Consider the following 21,402-nt stretch of genomic DNA (forward strand, 5'->3'; position numbering starts at 1 on the left):
CTCCTGGTTCCGGTGGCGGTGGGTCTGCTCCGGAATGGACCTGTGCGCCCCTCGGGTGGCTGCGCATGGCAGCACCTGAGGCAAGGCGTGCCCACAGGGAGTGCGGGCACGGGGACAAGGAGGTCGGCTCTTCTTCCGCCGGTATGAACCGGATCAAGTTCGTCGGGTTCGCAAGCTGGCCTGAATTTCTTCAGGCCTCTCGCATCTCAGCGCATCAGCACACCCCGGAGCAGGCGCGAGTATAGGCCAGAGAAAAAACGGCGGTGCAGCGCCCGCGCATCAGGCCAGGCGGCCGATGAGGATCACCGCGAAGAAAAAGACGGCGGCAATCACTGTCCACTTGAGGATGACGAGCCCCAGGCGCTTGTAGCGCGGCTGCCCGGTGCCCGCGTAAAACGCGAACGACACGGCCGCCGCCAGGAGCAGCAGCACGGCCAGCCAGCGAAAGATCAGCATGGCCAGCGGGCCCTACCAGGCGCGCGCAGGCTGCGCAAAGCCGGTGGGAGCCTGGCGCTCGTCCTCGAACGTGACCACCTCCCAGGCATCACGCTGGGCCAGCAGCTCGCGCAGCAAGAGGTTGTTCATGGCATGGCCCGAGCGGAACGCACTGTAGGCGGCCAGCAGCGGCTTGCCGATGAGGTACAGGTCCCCCATGGCATCCAGGATCTTGTGCTTCACGAACTCATCGTCATAGCGCAGGCCGTCGCTGTTGAGCACCTTGTAGTCGTCCATCACGATGGCGTTGTCCAGCCCACCACCCAGCGCCAGGCCGTTGGAGCGCATCATCTCCACATCGCGGGTGAAGCCGAAGGTGCGCGCGCGGGCAATGTCGCGGCTGTAGTTGCCTTGCCCCAGGTCAAACTCCACGCGCTGGCCGGTGGAGTCCACGGCCGGGTGGTCAAAGTCGATTTCGAAGCTGAGCTTGTAGCCGTGGTACGGCGTGAGGCGCGCCCACTTGGCGTTGGCGCCCTCACCCTCGCGCACCTCCACGGGCCGGGTGACGCGGATAAAGCGCTTGGGTGCGTTCTGCAGTTCCACCCCGGCGCTTTGCAACAGGAACACAAACGAGGCCGAAGACCCATCGAGGATGGGGACCTCTTCGGCCGTGATGTCCACGTACAGGTTGTCGATACCCAGCCCCGCACAGGCTGACATCAGGTGCTCCACCGTGTGCACCTTGGCATTGCCCACCGCGATGGTGGACGCCAGCCTCGTATCCGTCACCGCCTCGGCACGGATGGGAATGTCCACCGGCTGCGGCAGATCCACCCGTCGGAACACGATGCCTGTGTCCGGCTGCGCGGGCCGCAGGGTCAACTCGACCCGTTGGCCGCTGTGCAGACCCACGCCTACGGCGCGGGTCAGGGTCTTGAGGGTGCGTTGCTGGAGCATCTGCGCATTTTAGTTTCTGCGGCACCGCCCCGCACGTGCCGAGGTCTTGTCGCACCTCAAAGCGACGCGTACGTAGAGCTACCGCCGCGTTTTCACCTACTGCGCAGGCCCCATGGTTCGCCGCACAATTTGGTACACAGGGCCTTAACAACCACAACATGAACACACGACACCCGCCCCACAGGAGACTCCCATGAGCAAACTCAGTTTCAAGATGAAAGTCATGCTCATGATCGGCACCGCGCTCACGGCGCTGCTGATCATGGCCATCCTGTCACTCCTCCAGGAGCGGCGACTGATCACCGAGTCCCGCAAGGACCTGCTGACCACCGCCGTCCAGTCCGCACACAGCATTGTGGTCGGTTACCAGGCCAAGGCCGCGAGCGGCGCCATGTCGGTGGAAGACGCGCAGAAGGCTGCCAAGGACGCCCTGCGCATTGCACGCTACGGTGGCCCCGAGGGCAAGACCGAATATTTCTACATCTGGACCACCGAGGGCGTGGGCGTGATGCACCCCTTCAAGACCGAGTGGGACGGGCAGGACATGCTCGGCAAGGTCAAGGATGGTTCGGGCGTGGACATCATCGGCCTGCTGGTCAACGGCATGCGCAGCAGCAAGGACGGCAAGGCCTTTGTGCCCACCATGTTCGCGCGCCCCGGCCAGCAGACACCCGTGCCCAAGCTGCAGTACATCGTCAAAGTGGACGGCTGGAACTGGATGGTGGGCTCCGGGCTGTATACGGACGACGTCGATGCCATGCTGCGCCAGGCCCTGTGGTCGAGCCTTGCACTGGTGGTGGCGGTGTTTGTGGCGGTGGGGGTGATCGGCCTGCTGGTGTCGCGCTCGGTGTTGCGCCAGATTGGTGGCGAACCCACCCACGCCATTGCCATCATGTCCGAAGTGGCCGAAGGCAACCTCGACGCCCAGATCCCTGCCGCCCCACCGGGCTCCATGCTCGATGGCTTGGCGCACATGGTGGCCTCGCTGCGCAAGCTGGTGACCGAGGTACGGTCGGCCACGGACAGCATTGCTACGGCGTCGGGGGAAATTGCCCAGGGCAACAACGACCTGGCCCACCGCACCGAAGACACGGCCAGCAACCTGCAAACCACCGCCAGCAGCATGGAGGAGCTGACCAGCACCGTGAAGCAGACGTCCGACTCCGCGCAGACCGCCAACCAGATGGCAACTTCAGCGGCTGCCGTGGCGGCGCGCGGAGGGGAAGTGGTGTCCCGCGTGGTATCCACCATGCAGGATATCAACGCCAGCAGCAACAAGATCAGCGACATCATCGGCGTCATCGACGGGATCGCGTTCCAGACCAACATCCTGGCGCTCAACGCCGCCGTCGAGGCAGCGCGCGCAGGTGAACAGGGTCGCGGTTTCGCGGTGGTCGCCAGCGAAGTACGCAGCCTGGCACAACGCAGCGCTGCAGCCGCCAAGGAAATCAAGACATTGATCGACGCTTCCGTGGAGAAGGTGGCATCGGGCACGCAACTGGTGGGCAATGCAGGCGCCACCATGACCGAGATCGTGGACAGCGTTCAACGCGTGACAGACATCATTGGAGAAATCCGCTCGGCCACATCGGAGCAGAGCCAGGGCATTGCCCAGGTCAACACCGCCGTGAACCAACTGGACCAGATGACCCAGCAGAACTCAGCGCTGGTGGAGCAGTCGGCAGCAGCAGCAGACAGCCTGCGCGAGCAAGCCATGAAGCTCACCCAGGTGGTGGCGCTGTTCCGCGTGAACGGCAGCACCTCCGCTCCCGCCCCGGCCAGCCGCCCCGCAGCTGCGCCCCGCCCCGCCGTGGCCCCTGCCGTGCGTGCGGCAGCGCCCCGCCCGGCCCTGTCTAAGGCGCCAGCAGCCCCCCGTGCTGCTGCGCCTTCACCCGCGCCAGCGGCGGCATTGCCCCCCAAGGCAAGCAGCCCCAAGCCTGCGGCTGACAATAACGATGACTGGGAATCTTTCTGATCACTGAGAGGCCTGGGGCGACCCGGGCCTGAGAGCCTGCTGACGTTCGCCCAGTCAAAAAGCCCTACCAGCTTGCGCCGGCAGGGCTTTTTGTCTTGCAGCCCCCGGGAGGGGGCCGCAGGGTGCGATCAGCGCGGTTGTCAGTCCGCTTGCTTGCGCAGGAAGGCGGGGATTTCCAGGTCATCCATACCGCCGGACGACAGGGCATCCACGCGGGCTGCGGCCTGCGTGCGGTTGGTACGCCACACGCTGGGTACCGACATGCTGCCATAGTCGGCCTGCGCGCTGCCCGTGTGGCCGCCTTGCACGCCCACGGCACCACCCAGCGTACCCACACCGGCGACAGGCATCTGGTAGGCCATGTTGTCCGTACCAGTGCGCAGGCCACCCTGCACCACCGAGATGGGCTGCCGGCGCGCATTGGCACGCGACAGACCCGTGGCCACCACGGTCACGCGGATCTCGTCGCCCAGGCTTTCGTCATAGGCAGCGCCGAAGATCACGTGCGCGTCGGTCGATGCGTAGGCGTTGATGGTGTTCATGGCCTGGCGTGACTCGGACAGCTTGAGGCTGCCCTTGCTGGCCGTGACCAGCACCAGCACACCCTTGGCGCCCGACAGGTCGATGCCTTCGAGCAGCGGGCAGGCGATGGCCTGCTCGGCTGCGATGCGTGCGCGGTCTGGGCCGCTGGCCGTGGCCGTGCCCATCATGGCCTTGCCCGGCTCGCCCATCACGGTGCGCACGTCTTCAAAGTCCACGTTCACCTGGCCGTATTCGTTGATGATCTCAGCGATACCGCCCACAGCGTTCTTGAGCACGTCATTGGCGTGCGCAAAGGCCTCGTCCTGGGTGATGTCGTCGCCCAGCACGTCCAGCAGCTTCTCGTTGAGCACAACAATCAGCGAGTCCACGTTGGCTTCCAGTTCGGCCAGGCCATCGTCCGCATTCTTCATGCGGCGACCGCCCTCCCAGTCGAAAGGCTTGGTGACCACGCCCACCGTCAGGATGCCCATCTCCTTGGCCACGCGCGCGATCACGGGCGCAGCGCCCGTGCCCGTGCCGCCGCCCATGCCCGCCGTGATGAACAGCATGTGGGCGCCAGAGATGGCTTCACGGATATCGGCCACCGCCGCCTCAGCCGCATCGCGGGCTTTCTCGGGCTTGCCCCCAGCACCCAGGCCGCTGTTGCCCAGCTGGATGACGCGGTGCGCCGAGCTGCGCGTGAGCGCCTGTGCATCGGTGTTGGCGCTGACAAACTCCACGCCCTGCACGCTGCGGGCAATCATGTGCTCGACGGCATTGCTGCCGCCACCGCCCACACCGATCACCTTGATCTGGGTGCCCTGGTTGAATTCTTCGGCTTCGATCATTTCGATGGTCATCTTGGAGCTCCTGGTTCTAAATTCGTATGCAATTGCCAATTGAGAGATGGGATCATTTTTCTTGTAGTGCGTGGCGGTCCTATACATCGCCATCGCTCGCGCGGTATCTGGTGAGGGCTTCCACGCGCTAGCCACAGGGGGTATTTCATGGTCAGAAATTCCCCACGATGAAATCTTTGAAGCGCCCGAATGCGGTCTTCATGGACCCACTCTTCTGAGCCACCTTGAAGCCGCGCAGACGGGCCAGGCGCGCTTCTTCAAGCAGCCCCATCACGGTGGCGGCACGGGGCTGGGCCACCATGTCAGCCAGGGCGCTGGAATACTTCGGTATGCCGCGCCGCACGGGCTTGAGGAAGATGTCCTCGCCCAGTTCGATCATTCCCGGCATGACCGAGCTGCCGCCCGTGAGCACGATGCCCGACGACAGCACTTCTTCGTAGCCCGACTCGCGCACCACCTGCTGCACGAGTGAGAAGATTTCTTCCACACGCGGCTCGATCACACCGGCCAGCGCCTGCTTGCTCAGCATGCGCGGGCTGCGGTCGCCCAGGCCGGGCACTTCCACCTGCGCCTCGGGGTCGGCCAACAGTTGCTTGGCGTAGCCGCTTTCCACCTTGATGTCCTCGGCGTCCTTGGTCGGCGTGCGCAGTGCCATGGCGATGTCGCTGGTGATGAGGTCGCCCGCAATCGGAATCACCGCGGTGTGGCGAATCGCGCCGCCAGTGAAGATGGCGACATCGGTCGTGCCCGCGCCGATGTCCACCACCACCACGCCCAGCTCGCGCTCGTCGTCGGTCAGCACCGCCTGGCTGCTGGCCAGCGGATTGAGCATGAGCTGCTCGACCTCCAGGCCGCAGCGGCGCACACACTTGATGATGTTCTCGGCCGCGCTCTGCGCGCCGGTCACGATGTGGATCTTGGCCTCCAGGCGGATGCCGCTCATGCCGATGGGCTCCTTCACATCCTGCCCGTCGATCACGAATTCCTGCGGCTCCACCAGTAACAGGCGCTGGTCGCTGCTGATGTTGATGGCCTTGGCCGTCTCCACCACGCGGGCCACGTCGGCCGACGTGACTTCCTTGTCCTTCACCGCCACCATGCCACTGGAGTTGAGACCGCGAATGTGGCTGCCCGTGATGCCGGTGTAGACGCGCTGGATCTTGCAGTCCGCCATCAGCTCGGCCTCTTTCAGCGCCTGCTGGATGCTCTGCACGGTGGCATCGATGTTGACCACCACCCCACGCTTGAGACCGTTGCTTGGGGCCACGCCCAAGCCTGCGAGCTTGAGCTCGCCATTGGGCAGAACCTCGGCCACCACAGCCATGACCTTGGCGGTGCCAATGTCCAGCCCCACGACGACGTCTTTGTATTCTCTTGCCATATCAGTCTCTGCCCTTCTCGGTTCTGTCCCGCTGCCCCACCAAGCCCTCACATCGCCCTCTCGGGGCCGACAGCACGCTGCATCCAGTCTGCGTGCTGCGTCTTGCTCTGTCTTGCCTCATGCCATTACCTCTTGCGCACGGCCGTCGCGCCGGTTGCGTCTGCAGTCACTGTGGTCACACCCCGCAGGCGCAGGGCGTAGCCCCCGGCGTGGCGCAGGTCCGCAGACTCCAGCGCGTCCACGCGGCGGCCATACTGCGCGGCCACCTGGGTCAGGGTGCGTACGAAACGCTGCGTGCGCTGCACCACTTCCTGCGGCGTACCGCCTCCCAGCTCTACCACGGCCTCGCTGTCGAGGGTGGCGCGCCAGCCGCCTCGCCCGGTCAGCTGCAGTTCTTCCACGTCCAGGCCCAGAGGTTTGAACACTGGCTCCAGCAGCCCATACATCTGCAGCACCTCGGCCGAGCTGCCTGTAGGCCCCTGCAGGCGCGGCAGGCCCTCCTGCTCCACGTCGCCCACATTGGCCTCGAAGACTTCGCCCTGGCTGTTGACCAGCGCTGAGCCGGTGTCCGGCCCCCAGTACGCCACCGCGTCATGCTCCTGCAACTCCACACGCAAGCTGCCGGGGTACACCCGCCGCACTTGCGCGCGGCGTACCCAGGGCACCTGTTCGAAGGCCTCGCGGGCGGCACGCAGATCCACGGTGAAGAAGTTGCCCACCAGATGCGGCGCCACATTGGCCCGCAGGGTCACCGCGTTGTTGTGCACCAGCTCGCCCTGCACCACGATGCGTGCGATGGCAAAGCCGGGGTAGCGCAGCACCCACCCCACCCCCGCCGCCAGCACGGCCAGGGCGCAGCCCACGAACAAGACCGACGCGGTCAGGTTCATGAGCTTGACGTCCAGGGGTGCGGGCAGCGTCTGGGTCATCAGGCGGCCTTTGGTTTTGCGGGCGTGTCGAGGGCCGCATCCGCGAGGATGCGCAGACACAGCTCTTCGTAGCTGATGCCCGAGGCGCGGGCCGACATGGGCACCAGCGAATGCCCCGTCATGCCGGGGGATGTATTCATCTCCAGCAGGAAGGGCTTGCGGTCGCTCGCGCGGATCATCAGGTCGGCACGGCCCCAGCCCCGGCAGCTCAGGGTGCGGTAAGCCTCCAGCACGATGCGCTGGATCTCGCGCTCTTCGGCCTCGGGCAGGCCGCTCGGGCACTGGTACTTCACGTCGTCGGTGAAGTACTTGTTCTGGTAGTCGTAGGCGCCATCGGGCGCCACGATGCGGATCACCGGCAGTGCGCGCGCGTTGGCACCCTGGCCCAGCACGGGGCAGGTCACTTCTTCGCCCTCGATGAACTCTTCGCACAGCACGTCGGGGTCGTACTGGGCAGACAGCTGCACGGCCTCCTGCATGTCCGAATAGCCGCGCACCTTGGTCACGCCGATGGACGAGCCTTCGCGCGGCGGCTTGACGATGAGCGGCAGGCCCAGCTCGTCGGGCACGGTGCGCACCACCTCGCGCTGCTGCCGGTCAGGAGCCAGCCACACATAGCGGGGCGTGGGCAGGCCCTCGGCCAGCCACACCCGCTTGGTCATGACCTTGTCCATGGCGATGGCCGAGGCCATCACGCCGGGGCCGGTGTACGGAATGCGCAGCAGCTCCAGCGCGCCCTGCACCGTGCCGTCTTCGCCATGGCGGCCGTGCAGTGCGATGAAGCAGCGGGCGTAGCCGTCGCGCTTCAAGTCGCCCAGCGCGTTCTGTGCGGGGTCAAACGCATGGGCATCCACGCCACGCGAGCGCAGCGCCTGCAGCACGCCGCTGCCCGACATCAGCGACACCTCGCGCTCGGCCGAGTCCCCGCCCATCAGGACGGCAACCTTGCCCAGCGACTTCACATCGATATTCGATTCAGGAAGGGTCATAGTGCGCTCCCTTCATGCGCTTTCAGCTCATTATTTTGTAGCATCTCAACCACCTTGCCGGGCACTGCGCCAATGGAGCCGGCTCCCATGCACATCACCACGTCGCCCGCGCGTGCGTTGTCGGCAATGGCCTGGGGCAGATCGGCCACGTTGTCCACAAACACCGGCTCCACGCGCCCTGCCACACGCAGGGCACGGGCCAGCGAGCGTCCATCGGCGGCCACGACTGGCGCCTCGCCCGCGGCATACACCTCGGTGAGCAGCACCGCGTCGGCATGGCCGATCACCTTGACGAAATCTTCAAAGCAATCGCGCGTGCGGGTGTAGCGGTGCGGCTGGAAGGCCAGCACCAGGCGCCGCCCGGGGAACGCACCGCGTGCGGCCGCCAGCGTGGCAGCCATCTCCACAGGGTGGTGGCCGTAGTCGTCGATGACGGTGAAGGTGCCGCCGTCCTTCGCGGGCAGATCGCCATAGCGCTGGAATCGCCGGCCCACGCCCTTGAAGCCCGCCAGCGCGCGCTGCACGGCGTCGTCGGGGATGTTGAGCTCCACCGCCACGGCAATGGCCGACAGCGCGTTGAGCACGTTGTGCTCGCCCGCGAGGTTGAGCACGATCTCCATATCGGGCAGCGTGACGCCGTTGCGCCGCTGCACGGTGAAGCGCATCTGGCCCGCCTCGGCGCGCACGTTGATGGCGCGCACCTGCGCGTCTTCCGAGAAGCCGTAGCTGGTGATGGGGCAGGTCACGCTCTGCAGGATGTCGCGCACGGCGGGACTATCCACACACAGGACAGCCGTGCCGTAGAACGGCATGCGGTGCAGGAAATCGACAAACGCGCCCTTGAGCCGGCCGAAGTCGTGACCATAGGTCTCCATGTGGTCGGCGTCGATGTTGGTCACCACGGCCATCACGGGCAGCAGGTTCAAGAACGACGCGTCGGACTCATCGGCCTCGACCACGATGTAGTCGCCGCTGCCCAGCTTGGCATTGGCGCCTGCGCTGTTGAGCCTGCCGCCGATGACGAAGGTCGGATCCAGCCCCGCCTCGGCCAGCACGCTGGTCACGAGGCTGGTGGTGGTGGTCTTGCCGTGCGTGCCCGCGATGGCAATGCCCTGCTTCAGGCGCATCAGCTCGGCCAGCATCAGTGCGCGCGGCACCACGGGAATCTTCTTTTCGCGTGCGGCCAGCACTTCAGGGTTGTCCGAAGTGACGGCTGTGGACGTGACCACGGCATCGGCACCATCGATGTGCGCTGCCGCGTGGCCGAGACAGGTCTTAATGCCGAGGTCTGCCAGGCGGCGCAGCGTGGCACTGTCGGCCAGGTCCGAGCCCGAGATGCGGTAACCCAGGTTGAACAGCACTTCGGCAATGCCACTCATGCCGGCGCCGCCGAGGCCTACGAAATGGATGTGGCGAATCGCATGTTTCATGGTTGGGCCAACTCCTCGCAGGCAGTCACCACCTCGCGGGTGGCGTTGATTTTTTGCATGTTTTTGGCCTTGAGCGCTACATCCACAAGTGTGGGACGCTCTAATTTCAATAGCATTTCAGACAGCCCTTGCGGCGTCAGGTCGCGCTGCTGCACCAGCCAGCCGCCTCCTGCGTTCACGAGGAACTGCGCGTTGGTGGTCTGGTGGTCGTCCACGGCCGACGGGAAGGGGACAAAGATAGACGCGGCGCCCACGGCGGCGATCTCGGTGACGGTGCTCGCCCCCGCCCGGCAGACGATGATGTCGGCCGCTGCAAACGCGCTGGCGGTGTCGTCGATAAATGGCGTCAGCTCTGCCTCGACCCCTGCAGCGGCGTAGTGGGCGCGCAGGGCATCGATCTGTGCCGCACCGCTTTGGTGGATCACGGTGGGTCGTTGGCCGGCCGGCATCAATGCGATGGCCTGGGGCACGATCTCGTTGAGCGCACGCGCTCCCAGGCTGCCGCCCACCACCAGCAGGCGCAGCGGGCCGCTGCGGCCGGCAAACCGCTCGGCCGGGCCCGGCTGCTGCGTGAAGGCGGTGCGCAGGGGGTTGCCCACCCACTGGCCCTGCTTGAACACCTGGGGGAAGGCGGTGAACACCCGGTCGGCCACACCTGCCAGGACCTTGTTCGCCATGCCCGCCACCGAATTCTGCTCATGCAGCACCAGGGGCTTGCCCGCGAGTACACCCATCATCCCGCCCGGAAAAGTGATGTAGCCACCCAGGCCCACCACCACGTCGGGCTTCACACGGCGCACGACCTGCAGCGCCTGCCAGAACGCACGCAGCAGGCGCAGCGGCAACAGGGCCAGCGTGACAAGTCCCTTGCCGCGCACGCCCGAAAAATCGATGAGTTCCAGCGCAAAGCCGTGCTGCGGCACGATGCGCGACTCCATGCTGCCGGGCGCGCCCAGCCAGTGCACACGCCAGCCGCGTGCGCGCAGTTCCTCGGCCACGGCCAAGCCGGGGAAGATGTGGCCGCCGGTTCCACCAGCCATGATGAGGGCGGTCTTCTGCGTGCTCATACGCGACCTCCCCGCATGAGGAGCTTGTTCTCGTAATCGACCCGCAGCACCACCGCCAGCGCAACCAGATTCATCAAAATCGCCGACCCGCCAAAACTCATCAGTGGCAGCGTGAGCCCCTTGGTCGGCAGCGCGCCCAAATTCACGCCCATGTTGATGAAGGCTTGAAAACCGATCCAGATCGCCACGCCCTGCGCCACCAACCCTGCGAACACGCGGTCCAGCGCAATGGCCTGGCGGCCGATGTGCATGATGCGGCGGGTCATCCACAGGAACAGCACGATGAGCGCGACCACGCCCACCAGGCCAAACTCTTCGCCGATCACGGCCATCAGGAAGTCGGTGTGCGCCTCGGGCAGCCAGTGCAGCTTCTCCACGCTGCCCCCCAGCCCCACGCCAAACACCTCGCCGCGCCCGATGGCAATCAGCGAGTGCGATAGCTGGTAGCCCTTGCCGAGTGCATGCTGTTCGCTGAAGGGATCCAGGTACGCAAACACGCGCTCGCGGCGCCAGGGCGAACTGGCGATCATCAGCGCAAAGGCACCCACCAGCACCCCTGCGATCAGGAAGAACATGCGGGCATTCACACCGCCGAGGAACAGGATGCCCATGGCAATCACGGCCACCACCATGAAGGCGCCCATGTCGGGCTCGGCCAGCAGCAGCACGCCGACGATGGCCACCGCAGCGCCCATGGGCAGCACGGCGCGGAAGAAGCGCTCCTTCACCTCCATCTTGCGCACCATGTAGTCGGCGGCATAGATCAGCACCGCAAACTTGGCCACCTCGGAGGGCTGGAAGCCTACGGGCCCGATGGACAACCAGCGGCGCGCGCCATTGACCACCTTGCCCACGCCGGGGATCAGGACCGCCACCAGCATGAGCAAGGCCACGATGAACAACCAGGGCGCCACCCGCTCCCACAGCGCCATGGGCACCTGGAACGCCAGCAGTGCCGCCACAAACCCCACCACCAAGTACATCATGTGGCGGGTCAGGAAATGGGTGGACGCATAGTTGGCAAAGCGCGGGTTGTCCGGCATGGCAATCGACGCTGAATACACCATCACCAACCCCCACGCCAGCAGTGCCACCACCACCCAGAGCAAGGCCTGGTCAAAGCCCAGCACGCTCGCGGGCGTGCTGGACGACTGGCGGTACTCGGTACCGCCCACGCGCACGGGCAACACATCGGCCGCCTTGCCGGGCAGGCCACCGAACCAGCCGGTCACGCGTTGCAACAGGGTGCTGGCGGGTGCCGTCATTGCATGCCCTCCGCCGACTGGCCCGCATCGTCGGCCATCGCCCGCACGGTCTCGCAAAAGACCTGGGCGCGGTGCTCGTAGTCCTTGAACATGTCAAAGCTGGCACAGGCTGGCGACATCAGCACCGCATCGCCAGAATGGGCGCGCTGCGCGGCAAGTGCGACAGCCTCTGGCAAGGTGCCCGCGTCGAGCAGTGGTACGCCAGCGTCCTGCAGCGCAGTGCGGATCAGCGGTGCGTCGCGGCCGATCAGCACCACGGCACGTGCATAGCGCGCGACGGGGGCTGCCAAAGGCGCAAAGTCTTGCCCCTTGCCTTCTCCGCCCAGAATGACCACCAAACGCCGCTCCGTGCCCAGCCCCACCAGCGCAGCCGCCGTGGCGCCCACGTTGGTGCCCTTGCTGTCGTCAAAATATTCCACGCCGTGGATGATGGCCACGGGCTCCACACGGTGCGGCTCGCCCCGGTACTCGCGCAGGCCGTAGAGCATGGGCGCCAGCGGGCAACCCGCCGCCGTGGCCAGCGCCAGCGCGGCCAATGCGTTGGTGGCGTTGTGGCGACCCCGGATGCGCAGGGCATCCGCCGGCATGAGCCGCTGGATGTGCAGGTCCTCTTCGACCTCGTTGCGGCCACGCTTGCGGGTTTCGTCCGCATCCATGGCGCGCACCAGCCAGGGCATGCCGCTCACCACCTCGATGCCAAAGTCGCCCGGACGCCGGGGCATGTCGCCACCAAAAGTGATGTGTGCGCGCACCTGCGGCTTTTGCAGCTTGACCTTGACGGGTGGCGGCAGCATGGCCATCACCGCAGCGTCTTCGCGGTTCAGGATCATCAAGCCCGTCTGGCCAAAGATACGTGCCTTGGCCGCAGCGTAAGCGTCGATGCTGCCGTGCCAGTCCAGGTGGTCCTGCGTGATGTTGAGCACCGTGGCGGCTGTGGGTTCGAAGCCCCCTTCCCCCCCATTCACGCCATCCAGCTGAAAACTCGACAGCTCCAGCACCCACACATCGGGCAAAGTGTCGGCATCCAGGTGTTCTGCCAGCGTGTCGAGCAGGGGCGGACCGATGTTGCCGGCCACGGCCACGCGTTTGCCCGAGCGTTCCACCAGCTGGCCGGTGAGCGAGGTCACGGTGGTCTTGCCGTTGGTGCCGGTGATGGCCAGCACGGCCGGGCCATATGCATGCGATGCACGCAGCGCGGCCAAGGCCGTGGCGTACAGGCTCAACTCACCGCCAGCGCTGATGTTGTTTGCACGAGCCGCTTCCAAAACAGGAGCCACTGCCTCGGGACTCAGCCCTGGCGAACGATAGACCGCGTGCAGGTTCTGGCCCTGCACCAGACTGGCATCGAATGCGCCCGACACAAAACGCACCTGGGGCAGCTCCTGCCGCAGCGCGGGCAGTTGTGGCGGGGCAGCGCGCGTGTCGGCCACGGTGACCTGCGCACCACAACGCACGCACCAGCGTGCCATCGCCATGCCCGAGGCGCCCAGGCCCAGGATCAGGATGTGCTGGTCTTGCAGCAGGTTCGCAACGCCCTCGCGCGCCGGGCCTGCGGGCACATCGGGCGTGGTGGGCTCATCGGCCTCAGCGGTCTCGGCAACGTCCGCGCTGTCCGCAGCGCCCGGCTCGGGGGCGGTCACCTCGGCAAAGATCTGCGCCACAAAATCCGCTGCTGCCTTCGCGGCGGAGACGGCGGGCACGGCCTCGGGGTTCCAGGCGGTGCTGGTGCTTTTGGCTGCGGCCGCAGCGTTGTTGGCCTCGCTGCCTATCACGGCACCATCCTGCTCCGGATTCGCCTCAGGCTCTGCGGGCGCTACGGGCAAAGGGGCCTGCATGCAAGGATCGCCTTCGGGAGTGCCGTCCGCGCCCACCCCGGCCCCTGCCAACGGGGGCATGGCCTCGGGCGTACCGAGGGGGTCAGGGACAAGAGGATCGTTCGGGTTCATCGCAGTTTCAGCGTGGACAGGCCGATCAGGCACAGCAGCATGGTGATGATCCAGAAGCGCACAACCACCTGCGTTTCCTTCCAGCCGCTCTTTTCAAAGTGGTGGTGCAGCGGCGCCATCTTGAGCAGGCGGCGGCCTTCGCCGTAGCGCTTCTTGGTGAACTTGAACCAGGTGACCTGCAGCATCACCGACAGGGCCTCGACCACAAAGATGCCGCCCATGATGGCCAGCACGATCTCCTGGCGCACGATGATGGCGATGGTGCCCAGGGCTCCGCCCAGCGCCAGCGCTCCCACGTCGCCCATGAAAACCTGGGCGGGGTGCGCGTTGAACCAGAGGAAAGCCAGGCCCGCGCCCGCCATGGCAGCGCAGAAGATCAGCAACTCTCCCGAACCCGGAATGTGCGGGAAGAACAGGTATTTGGAATACACCGAGCTGCCGGTGACATAAGCAAACACGCCCAGCGCCGAGCCCACCATCACCACGGGCATGATGGCCAGGCCGTCCAGGCCGTCGGTCAGGTTCACCGCATTGCTGGAGCCCACGATGACGAGATAGGTGAGGATCACGAAGCCGAGCACGCCCAGCGGGTAACTCACTTCCTTGAAGAAGGGCAACTGCAGCCCCGCCTTGGGCGGCAGGTCCAGCGAAAAGCCCGACTGCACCCAGCCCACGAACAGCTCCCACACCTTGGCGTTGGAGCTTTCAGAAATGCTGAACACCAGGTACAGCGCGGCCATGAGGCCGATCACCGACTGCCAGAAGTACTTCTCGCGCGAACGCATGCCTTCGGGGTCCTTGTTGACCACCTTGCGCCAGTCGTCCACCCAGCCGATGGCACCAAAGCCCAGCGTGACGATGAGCACAATCCACACAAAGCGGTTGGACAGGTCAAACCACAGCAGGGTGGAAATGGCGATCGACAACAGAATCAACACACCACCCATGGTGGGCGTGCCGCTCTTGGACAGGTGCGACTGCATCGCATAGCCCCGGATGGGCTGGCCGATCTTGAGCGAGGTGAGGATGCGAATCACCTTGGGGCCGGCCACCAGCCCGATGAGCAGCGCCGTCATGGCGGCCATCACCGCACGGAACGTGAGGTACTGGAACACCCGAAAGAAGCCGAACTCGGGCGACAGGCCCTGCAGCCATTGCGACAGCATCAGCAGCATGTGGCACCTCCGGCATGGGCTGACACCGTACGGGCAATATCAATGCGTTGCGCCATGGTGTCCCTCCCGTGGATTGATCGGCTTTTGTTGTTGTTCTGGGGGCAGTGCGGCGGCGCTGATCGCCTCGACCACCTGTTCCATCTTCATGAATCGCGATCCCTTGACCAGCACGCTGCCCACCGTGGGCAGGGCGTTGCGCACCGCATCCTGCAGTGCGCTCATATCGTTGAAATGCCGGGCAACACCACCCTGCCCGTCGCCGTACGCCGACGTGGCGTGCACCGACTGCGCGCCCAACGCAAACATCGTGGGGATACCAGCCTCACGGGCCAGTGCGCCGGCCTCGGTGTGGAACTGTGGCCCCTGGTCGCCCACCTCGCCCATGTCGCCCATCACCAGCAGTTGCGGGCCTGGCAGTTCGGCCAGCACCTGGATGGCAGCGTGCATGGAATCGGGGTTCGCGTTGTACGTGTCGTCCACCACCGTGATGTCGCGGCCCGCGACGGTCACACTGAAAGCGCGCGAGCGGCCCTTGACCGGTGTGAAGTCGCGCAGACCCTGGGCAATGGCCGCGACGGGTGCACCCGCTGCCAGCGTGCACGCCGTGGCCGCCAGCGCGTTGGTGACGTTGTGGCGGCCAGCGATGTGCAGGCGAGTCGTGATCTCGCCGCGTGGTGTGGTCAGGGTGACCGCCCAGGCGCCGCGCTCCCACGTGGCCTGCGCACAGCGAACATCACCGCCATCACCAAAGGTCACCGTGCGGCGGCCGGGCCGCCCCAGAGCCAGCGACTGCCAGAGGCCCGTGTAGGCATCCCCTGACGGGAACACGGCCACGCCATCGGCGGGCAAGCTGGCAAACACCGAGCCGTTCTCGCGGGCCACCGCCTCGACGGTATGCATGAACTCCAGATGCTCGCGCTGCGCGTTGTTGACCAAGGCCACCGTGGGCTGGGCCATGGCGGCCAGCGTGGCGATCTCGCCAGGGTGGTTCATGCCCATCTCGATCACGGCGGCGCGGTGGCTGGCGCGCAGGCGCATCAGCATCAGCGGCACACCGATGTCGTTGTTGAAATTGCCCTGCGTGGCAAACGCAGCTTCACCCTGCCAGGCACGCAGGATGGACGCGATCATCTGCGTCACCGTGGTCTTGCCATTGCTGCCCGTCACGCCGATCAGCGGCAGGTGGAACTGCGTACGCCAGCCGGTGGCGAGTGCGCCCAGCGCAGCCAGGCTGTCGGGCACTTCGATGCCGGGCAAACCGGCTGCCTCCAGACCACCGTGTGCAATGGCTGCAGCGGCACCGCCAGCACGGGCATCGGCCAGGAAGGCGTTGGCATCGAAACGCTCGCCCTTGAGCGCCACAAACAGATCGCCCGGCTGCAGGGTGCGCGTGTCGGTGTGCACACGCGCCAGCGGCGTGGCGCCATCGCCCACCAGTCGGGCGGCCGGAATACGCGGCTGCAGCAGCGCCCAGGCTTGCTGCAGTGTCATGACGGGTGCAATGGTGTTCATGCCCATGTGTGGGCTCCTCGGGCCTGCAGCGCAGCCTGCGCATGGGCCATGTCGGAGAACGGCACGCGCACGCCTGCCGTCTCCTGGGTGTCTTCGTGGCCCTTGCCGGCAATCAGCACCACATCGGCAGGTGCGGCCTCGGCAATGGCCTGCGCGATGGCGGCCGCACGGTCGGGCTCGGCGCGCACGGTGCCACCGGCAATCGTGCCCTGCAGGATCTGGTGCAGGATGGCTGCCGGGTCTTCGCTGCGGGGGTTGTCGCTGGTCACCAGCACCTGGTCGGCCTGCTGCTGGGCCACGGCACCCATCAGCGGGCGTTTGCCCGCGTCGCGGTCGCCGCCGCAGCCGAACACGCACCACAGCCGCCCGCCACGCTCGGTGGCCAGGGGGCGCAGGGCTTGCAGGGCTTTGTCCAAAGCGTCGGGGGTATGGGCGTAGTCCACGGCCACCAGGGGTTGGCCCACCGCCACCAGCCGCTGCATGCGGCCCGGCACGGGCTGCAGGCTGGCGCAGGCGCGCACGGCGCGGTTCAGCGGCACGCCCAGGCTGCGCAGCGTGGCCAGCACGCCCAGCAGGTTGAGCACGTTGTACTGGCCGATCACGCGGGTTTGCAGCAGATGGCGGTCAGTGCCCTCCACCACCGTGAAACGCAGGCCCTGGTCACCCAGGGTGATGTCCTGCGCCGCCAGGCGCGCAGCCCCCTGGGCCGAGACGCTCCACAGATCCAGTGCACTGCCCTTCAGCTCGCCATGCAATTGGGCGCCTGCGGGGTCGTCCACATTGATGATGGCGGCCTGCAGGCCCGGCCAATCGAATAGCGCCCGCTTGGCCAGCCAGTAATCGGCCATGCTGCCGTGGTAGTCCAGGTGGTCTTGCGTGAAGTTGGTGAAGATGGCCGCGTGGATGTGCGTGCCGTCGAGCCGGGCCTCGGCCAATCCAATCGACGAGGCCTCGATGGCGCAGGCACCGAGGCCCTGCGCCACAAACTGGGCAAACGCGCGCTGCAACCGCACCGGGTCGGGCGTGGTCATGCCGGTGGAGGTGAGCGCGGGTGGCAGTCCCATGCCCAAAGTGCCCACCAGCGCACATTGATCTTGCCCTGATTGCTCCTCATTCGATAGCACATTCAGAGCACCTGCGAGCCACCACGCCGTGCTGGTCTTGCCATTGGTTCCAGTCACGGCCAGCACCTTCAGCTGCTGAGTGGGCTGCGCAAACCATTCAGCGGCGATGGGCCCTGTGGCCGCCTTGAGGCCTGGCAGCGCAGCCATGTGATCGCCCTCGAAAGCGAAAGCCTCGACCCCCGCCTGCTCGACCAGGCAGGCCGTCGCGCCGCGCACCATGGCGTCGGCCACATGCGCGCGGCCATCGGTGGCGGCACCGGGCCAGGCAATGAAGCCGTCGCCGGGCGTGATCTGGCGGCTGTCGGTGTGCAGGGTGCCGGTGACCCGCGTGCGCAGCCATTGCACCGCGTCGCTGGCAGTCTGCAGGGTGTGGAGCGGCGCTTGCATCACAGCGACTCCTCCACGGCATTGGCCACGATCTGCGGCTTGACGGCCATGTCGGGCTGCACGCCCATCATGCGCAGGGTCTGCTGCACCACCTCGCTGAACACCGGCGCGGCCACGGCACCGCCGTAGAACACGCCGTTGCTGGGCTCGTCGATCATCACGGCCACGATGATGCGGGGCTTGTCGATGGGTGCCATGCCGGTGAACCACGCGCGGTATTTGCCCGAGGCGTAGTTCTTGCCCACCTGCTTGCGTGCCGTGCCCGACTTGCCGCCCACGGAGTAGCCCACGGTCTGCGCCTTCTGGCCCGTGCCGCCGGGGCCTGCGGCCATCTGCAGCATCTTGCGCACCTGGTCGGCCGTGCGCTCGGAAAAAACAGGCACGCCCACGGCGGGCTCGGCCGTCTTGAGCATGGTAGCGGGAATCACCCGACCGCCATTGGCAAACACAGTGTACGACCGCGCCATCTGGAACAGGCTGGCCGAGAGGCCGTAGCCGTACGACATGGTGGCCTGCTCCACGGGGCGCCAGCTCTTGTAGGGGCGCAGGCGGCCCGTCACCACGCCCGGGAAGTGCAATTGGGGCTTCTGACCAAAACCGGCGGCCGAGAAGGTCTCCCACATCTCGCGCGCGGGCATCTGCATGGCCAGCTTGGTGGTGCCCACGTTGCTGGACTTCTGGATCACGCCTTCGACCGTGAGCACGCCGTAGTTGTGCGTGTCCGAGATCGTGGAGCCTGTGATGGTGATGCGTCCGGGGTTGGTATCCACCACGGTCTCGGGGCGCACGCGCCCGGTCTCCAGCGCCAGGCCGATGGTGAACGGCTTCATGGTCGAGCCGGGCTCGAACACGTCGGTCAGCGCACGGTTGCGCAGCTGCTCGCCGGTCAGGTTCTGGCGCTTGTCGGGCACGTAGCTCGGGTAGTTGGCCAGCGCCAGCAGCTCGCCCGTGTGGGCATCAAGCACCACCACACTGCCCGCCTTGGCCTTGTGCGCGGCGACCTGGTCGCGCAGCTTCTGGTACGCAAAGAACTGCACCTTGCTGTCGATGGACAACTGCATGTCCTTGCCGTCGACCGGGGGCACGGTTTCGCCCACGCTTTCGACCACACGGCCCAATCGGTCCTTGATCACGCGGCGCGAACCGGGCTTGCCTGCCAGCTCCTTGTCGAAGGCCAGCTCCATGCCTTCCTGGCCGTGGTCTTCCACGTTGGTGAAGCCCACCACGTGTGCGGCAGCCTCGCCCTCGGGATACTGGCGCTTGTATTCCTTGCGCTGGTAGATGCCCTTGATGTCCAGGGCTGCGATCTGCTGGCCCACGTCCCAGTCAAGCTGACGCTTGATCCAGACGAAGGTCTTGTCCTCATCCGCCAGTTTTTTCAGCAGGTCGGCCTGCGGCATGTCCAGCAGCTTGGCCAGCTGCTTGAGCTTGGCGCGAACCTCGGGCCTGTCCTGGTCCACGTCTTCGGGGATCGCCCAGATGCTGGCAGCCGGCACGCTGGACGCGAGGATCAGGCCATTGCGGTCCACGATCTTGCCGCGGTTGGCAGGCAACTCCAGCGTGCGCGCAAAACGCACCTCGCCCTGACGCTGGAAGAACGCGTTGCCAAACACCTGCACATAGGCCGCCCGCCCAGCCAGCCCCAGAAAGCCCAGCCCAATCACCGCCACGATGAACTTGCTGCGCCAGACCGGCGTCTTGCTGGCCAGCAAAGGGCTGGATGTGTAGAGCACGCTGCGGCTCATGGCTGCACTCCGGCGGGTTGCGAAGCGGCGGCGGCTGCCGCTGCGGTGGCAGTTGCGACGCCTTGCGGGTCAGACACGTACTGGGTGATCGCTGGGGTGGCGGTGCGCATGTTCAGCTGCGCACGCGCGATCTTCTCCACCCGCAGCGGCGTGGCCTGGGCGCGCTTTTCCACCTGCAGGCGCTGGTGCTCCGTCTCCAGACGGCGGGCCTCGGCCACGGCGCGGTCCAGCTCGGTGAACAGGCGGCGCGATTCGTACTGGGTGTGCACCAGATAGATCGCACTGGCCAGCACCGCCAGCAACAGGACCACGTTGAGCCGCGTCATGTCAGACGACCGCCGTGCGCTCGGCCACGCGCATGATGGCGCTGCGCGAGCGGGGATTGGCCTCGACCTCGGCCGCACTGGGCTTGATGCGGTCGAGCGCGATGAGCTTCATGGCCTGCGGCGCAGCAAACGGTGCGCGGCGGTCGTAGACCTCCTTGGAATGTTTGGCGATGAACTGCTTGACGATGCGGTCTTCGAGCGAATGGAAGCTGATGACCACCAGCCGCCCACCGGGCTGCAGCACCGAGAGGCTGGCCTCTAGCGCCTGTTGCAGCTCTTCAAGCTCGGCGTTGATGAAAATCCGAAGAGCTTGAAATGTGCGCGTTGCAGGGTTCTGGCCCGGCTCGCGGGTTTTGACCGTGCCAGCCACGAGGTCGGCCAGTTCTGCGGTGGTTGCAAGAGGACCCCGTTCTTCGCGCCGAGCAACAATCGCCTTTGCAATGGGGCCAGCAAACCGTTCTTCACCGTAGTCACGTATCACCTCCGCAATCTGACCGACTTCGGCCGTGGCCAACCAATCGGCCACGCTTTCGCCGCGCGTGGTATCCATGCGCATGTCCAGCGGACCGTCAAAACGGAAACTAAAGCCCCGCTCGGGGCTGTCGATCTGGGGCGAGCTCACGCCCAGGTCCATCAGAACGCCCGCAGCACTGGCGGGCGGCAGGTCGGCCAGATGGCGAAAACCTTCGTGCCGAATGGAAAAACGCGCATCGGTGATGCGCGTTGCTTCGGCGATGGCTTCGGGGTCCTTGTCAAAGGCCACCAGGCGCCCCTGGGGGCCCAGCCGGAGCAGGATGAGGCGGGAGTGCCCGCCGCGCCCGAAGGTCGCATCGATCCAGGTGCCGGAAGGCTCCGGGCCTGCGCCGCCCAGGAGAGAGTCCACGGCCTCATTCAGCAGGACGGTGGTGTGTTGCAAGGGGGATGTCACAGCGCGCCTTAAAAGGAGAAGTCCTTGAAGACATCCGGCATCTCACCCTGCATGGCCTTGGCTTCCTGCTCGTCGTAGGTGGCCTTGTCCCAGAGTTCGAAATGGTTGCCCATGCCCAGCAGCATGGTGTCTTTGGAAATACCGGCGGCTTCGCGCAGCTCGGGGGAGATCAACACACGGCCGGTGGCGTCCATGTCCACATCCATGGCATTGCCCAGGAAGATGCGCTTCCACCACTGGGCGGACATGGGCAGCTGGGCAATGCGCTCGCGGAACTTCTCCCATTCAGGACGGGGAAAGACCATGAGGCAGCCGTGCGGGTGCTTGGTGATGGTGAGCTGACCGGATGCCGTGGCCGCGAGGACGTCACGATGCCGGGTCGGCACGGACAGCCGACCCTTCGCATCGAGACTCAGCGACGAGGCACCTTGAAACACGGACAGATTCCC

At 66.1% G+C, this 21,402-nt stretch carries 18 protein-coding genes and 1 riboswitch; of the genes, 1 reads left to right on the top strand and 17 read right to left on the bottom strand.

The genetic code is table 11. The features are described from left to right. Positions 1 to 113: 113 nt before the first annotated feature. A riboswitch (TPP riboswitch) is annotated at positions 114 to 237 on the bottom strand. A 42-nt stretch (positions 238 to 279) separates the two neighbouring features. Beyond that, positions 280 to 456 (bottom strand): hypothetical protein, encoded by a 177-nt coding sequence (locus ACTJKQ_RS00195; protein WP_440595653.1) that lies wholly within the window; start codon positions 454 to 456, stop codon positions 280 to 282. 12 nt (positions 457 to 468) lie between these two features. Further along, positions 469 to 1,392 carry a UDP-3-O-acyl-N-acetylglucosamine deacetylase gene (gene lpxC / locus ACTJKQ_RS00200; protein ID WP_015012562.1) on the bottom strand — a complete coding sequence of 308 codons (924 nt, stop codon included), beginning with the start codon at positions 1,390 to 1,392 and terminating at the stop codon, positions 469 to 471. Between the two features lie 193 nt (positions 1,393 to 1,585). On the opposite strand from lpxC, the gene ACTJKQ_RS00205 reads away from it, so the two are divergent. After that, the gene (locus ACTJKQ_RS00205) at positions 1,586 to 3,367 is read left to right on the top strand and encodes a methyl-accepting chemotaxis protein (protein ID WP_121941983.1); all 1,782 of its coding nucleotides are present in this window, start codon (positions 1,586 to 1,588) and stop codon (positions 3,365 to 3,367) included. Between the two features lie 140 nt (positions 3,368 to 3,507). On the opposite strand, the gene ftsZ is transcribed toward ACTJKQ_RS00205, so the two are convergent. From ftsZ to mraZ, 15 genes are all read right to left on the bottom strand, one after another. Beyond that, entirely contained in the window at positions 3,508 to 4,749 is a 1,242-nt protein-coding gene (gene ftsZ / locus ACTJKQ_RS00210) for a cell division protein FtsZ (RefSeq protein ID WP_056059196.1), read from the bottom strand. 151 nt (positions 4,750 to 4,900) lie between these two features. Continuing rightward, positions 4,901 to 6,130 carry a cell division protein FtsA gene (gene ftsA, locus ACTJKQ_RS00215; RefSeq protein ID WP_015012559.1) on the bottom strand — a complete coding sequence of 410 codons (1,230 nt, stop codon included), beginning with the start codon at positions 6,128 to 6,130 and terminating at the stop codon, positions 4,901 to 4,903. 125 nt (positions 6,131 to 6,255) lie between these two features. Then, positions 6,256 to 7,059 (bottom strand): cell division protein FtsQ/DivIB, encoded by an 804-nt coding sequence (locus tag ACTJKQ_RS00220; RefSeq protein ID WP_099731221.1) that lies wholly within the window; start codon positions 7,057 to 7,059, stop codon positions 6,256 to 6,258. Then, the gene (locus ACTJKQ_RS00225; RefSeq protein WP_440595654.1) at positions 7,059 to 8,048 is read right to left on the bottom strand and encodes a D-alanine--D-alanine ligase; all 990 of its coding nucleotides are present in this window, start codon (positions 8,046 to 8,048) and stop codon (positions 7,059 to 7,061) included. The genes ACTJKQ_RS00220 and ACTJKQ_RS00225 overlap by 1 nt, the downstream gene beginning before the upstream one ends. Next, positions 8,045 to 9,478: a UDP-N-acetylmuramate--L-alanine ligase gene (gene murC, locus ACTJKQ_RS00230; protein WP_440595655.1), complete on the bottom strand. Its 1,434-nt coding sequence runs from the start codon at positions 9,476 to 9,478 to the stop codon at positions 8,045 to 8,047. Before murC ends, ACTJKQ_RS00225 begins: the two co-directional genes overlap by 4 nt. Further along, complete coding sequence (gene murG / locus ACTJKQ_RS00235) at positions 9,475 to 10,545, bottom strand: undecaprenyldiphospho-muramoylpentapeptide beta-N-acetylglucosaminyltransferase (RefSeq protein WP_395452814.1); 1,071 nt, start codon at positions 10,543 to 10,545, stop codon at positions 9,475 to 9,477. Before murG ends, murC begins: the two co-directional genes overlap by 4 nt. Further along, positions 10,542 to 11,810: a putative lipid II flippase FtsW gene (gene ftsW, locus ACTJKQ_RS00240; RefSeq protein WP_056059212.1), complete on the bottom strand. Its 1,269-nt coding sequence runs from the start codon at positions 11,808 to 11,810 to the stop codon at positions 10,542 to 10,544. Before ftsW ends, murG begins: the two co-directional genes overlap by 4 nt. Beyond that, positions 11,807 to 13,756, bottom strand: a complete 1,950-nt coding sequence (gene murD, locus ACTJKQ_RS00245; protein WP_440595656.1) for a UDP-N-acetylmuramoyl-L-alanine--D-glutamate ligase — start codon at positions 13,754 to 13,756, stop codon at positions 11,807 to 11,809. Before murD ends, ftsW begins: the two co-directional genes overlap by 4 nt. Further along, positions 13,753 to 14,931 carry a phospho-N-acetylmuramoyl-pentapeptide-transferase gene (gene mraY / locus ACTJKQ_RS00250; protein ID WP_015012552.1) on the bottom strand — a complete coding sequence of 393 codons (1,179 nt, stop codon included), beginning with the start codon at positions 14,929 to 14,931 and terminating at the stop codon, positions 13,753 to 13,755. Before mraY ends, murD begins: the two co-directional genes overlap by 4 nt. 39 nt (positions 14,932 to 14,970) lie before the next feature. Further along, a complete protein-coding gene (locus ACTJKQ_RS00255) occupies positions 14,971 to 16,449 on the bottom strand; it encodes a UDP-N-acetylmuramoyl-tripeptide--D-alanyl-D-alanine ligase (protein ID WP_121941980.1) in 1,479 nt (492 codons plus the stop codon). After that, on the bottom strand, positions 16,440 to 17,954 hold the full coding sequence (locus tag ACTJKQ_RS00260) for a UDP-N-acetylmuramoyl-L-alanyl-D-glutamate--2,6-diaminopimelate ligase (RefSeq protein ID WP_440595657.1): 1,515 nt from the start codon (positions 17,952 to 17,954) through the stop codon (positions 16,440 to 16,442). Before ACTJKQ_RS00260 ends, ACTJKQ_RS00255 begins: the two co-directional genes overlap by 10 nt. Beyond that, the gene (locus tag ACTJKQ_RS00265) at positions 17,954 to 19,699 is read right to left on the bottom strand and encodes a peptidoglycan D,D-transpeptidase FtsI family protein (RefSeq protein WP_056745274.1); all 1,746 of its coding nucleotides are present in this window, start codon (positions 19,697 to 19,699) and stop codon (positions 17,954 to 17,956) included. The genes ACTJKQ_RS00260 and ACTJKQ_RS00265 overlap by 1 nt, the downstream gene beginning before the upstream one ends. After that, positions 19,696 to 20,025 carry a cell division protein FtsL gene (gene ftsL, locus ACTJKQ_RS00270; protein WP_056059227.1) on the bottom strand — a complete coding sequence of 110 codons (330 nt, stop codon included), beginning with the start codon at positions 20,023 to 20,025 and terminating at the stop codon, positions 19,696 to 19,698. The genes ACTJKQ_RS00265 and ftsL overlap by 4 nt, the downstream gene beginning before the upstream one ends. 1 nt (position 20,026) lies before the next feature. Then, positions 20,027 to 20,953 carry a 16S rRNA (cytosine(1402)-N(4))-methyltransferase RsmH gene (gene rsmH / locus ACTJKQ_RS00275; protein ID WP_288850761.1) on the bottom strand — a complete coding sequence of 309 codons (927 nt, stop codon included), beginning with the start codon at positions 20,951 to 20,953 and terminating at the stop codon, positions 20,027 to 20,029. 8 nt (positions 20,954 to 20,961) lie between these two features. Then, positions 20,962 to 21,390, bottom strand: a complete 429-nt coding sequence (gene mraZ / locus ACTJKQ_RS00280; protein WP_015012546.1) for a division/cell wall cluster transcriptional repressor MraZ — start codon at positions 21,388 to 21,390, stop codon at positions 20,962 to 20,964. Positions 21,391 to 21,402 lie beyond the last annotated feature (12 nt).

Source organism: Acidovorax sp. 22279, from assembly GCF_052045435.1.
In the GTDB taxonomy this organism is placed as follows: domain Bacteria; phylum Pseudomonadota; class Gammaproteobacteria; order Burkholderiales; family Burkholderiaceae_C; genus Acidovorax; species Acidovorax delafieldii.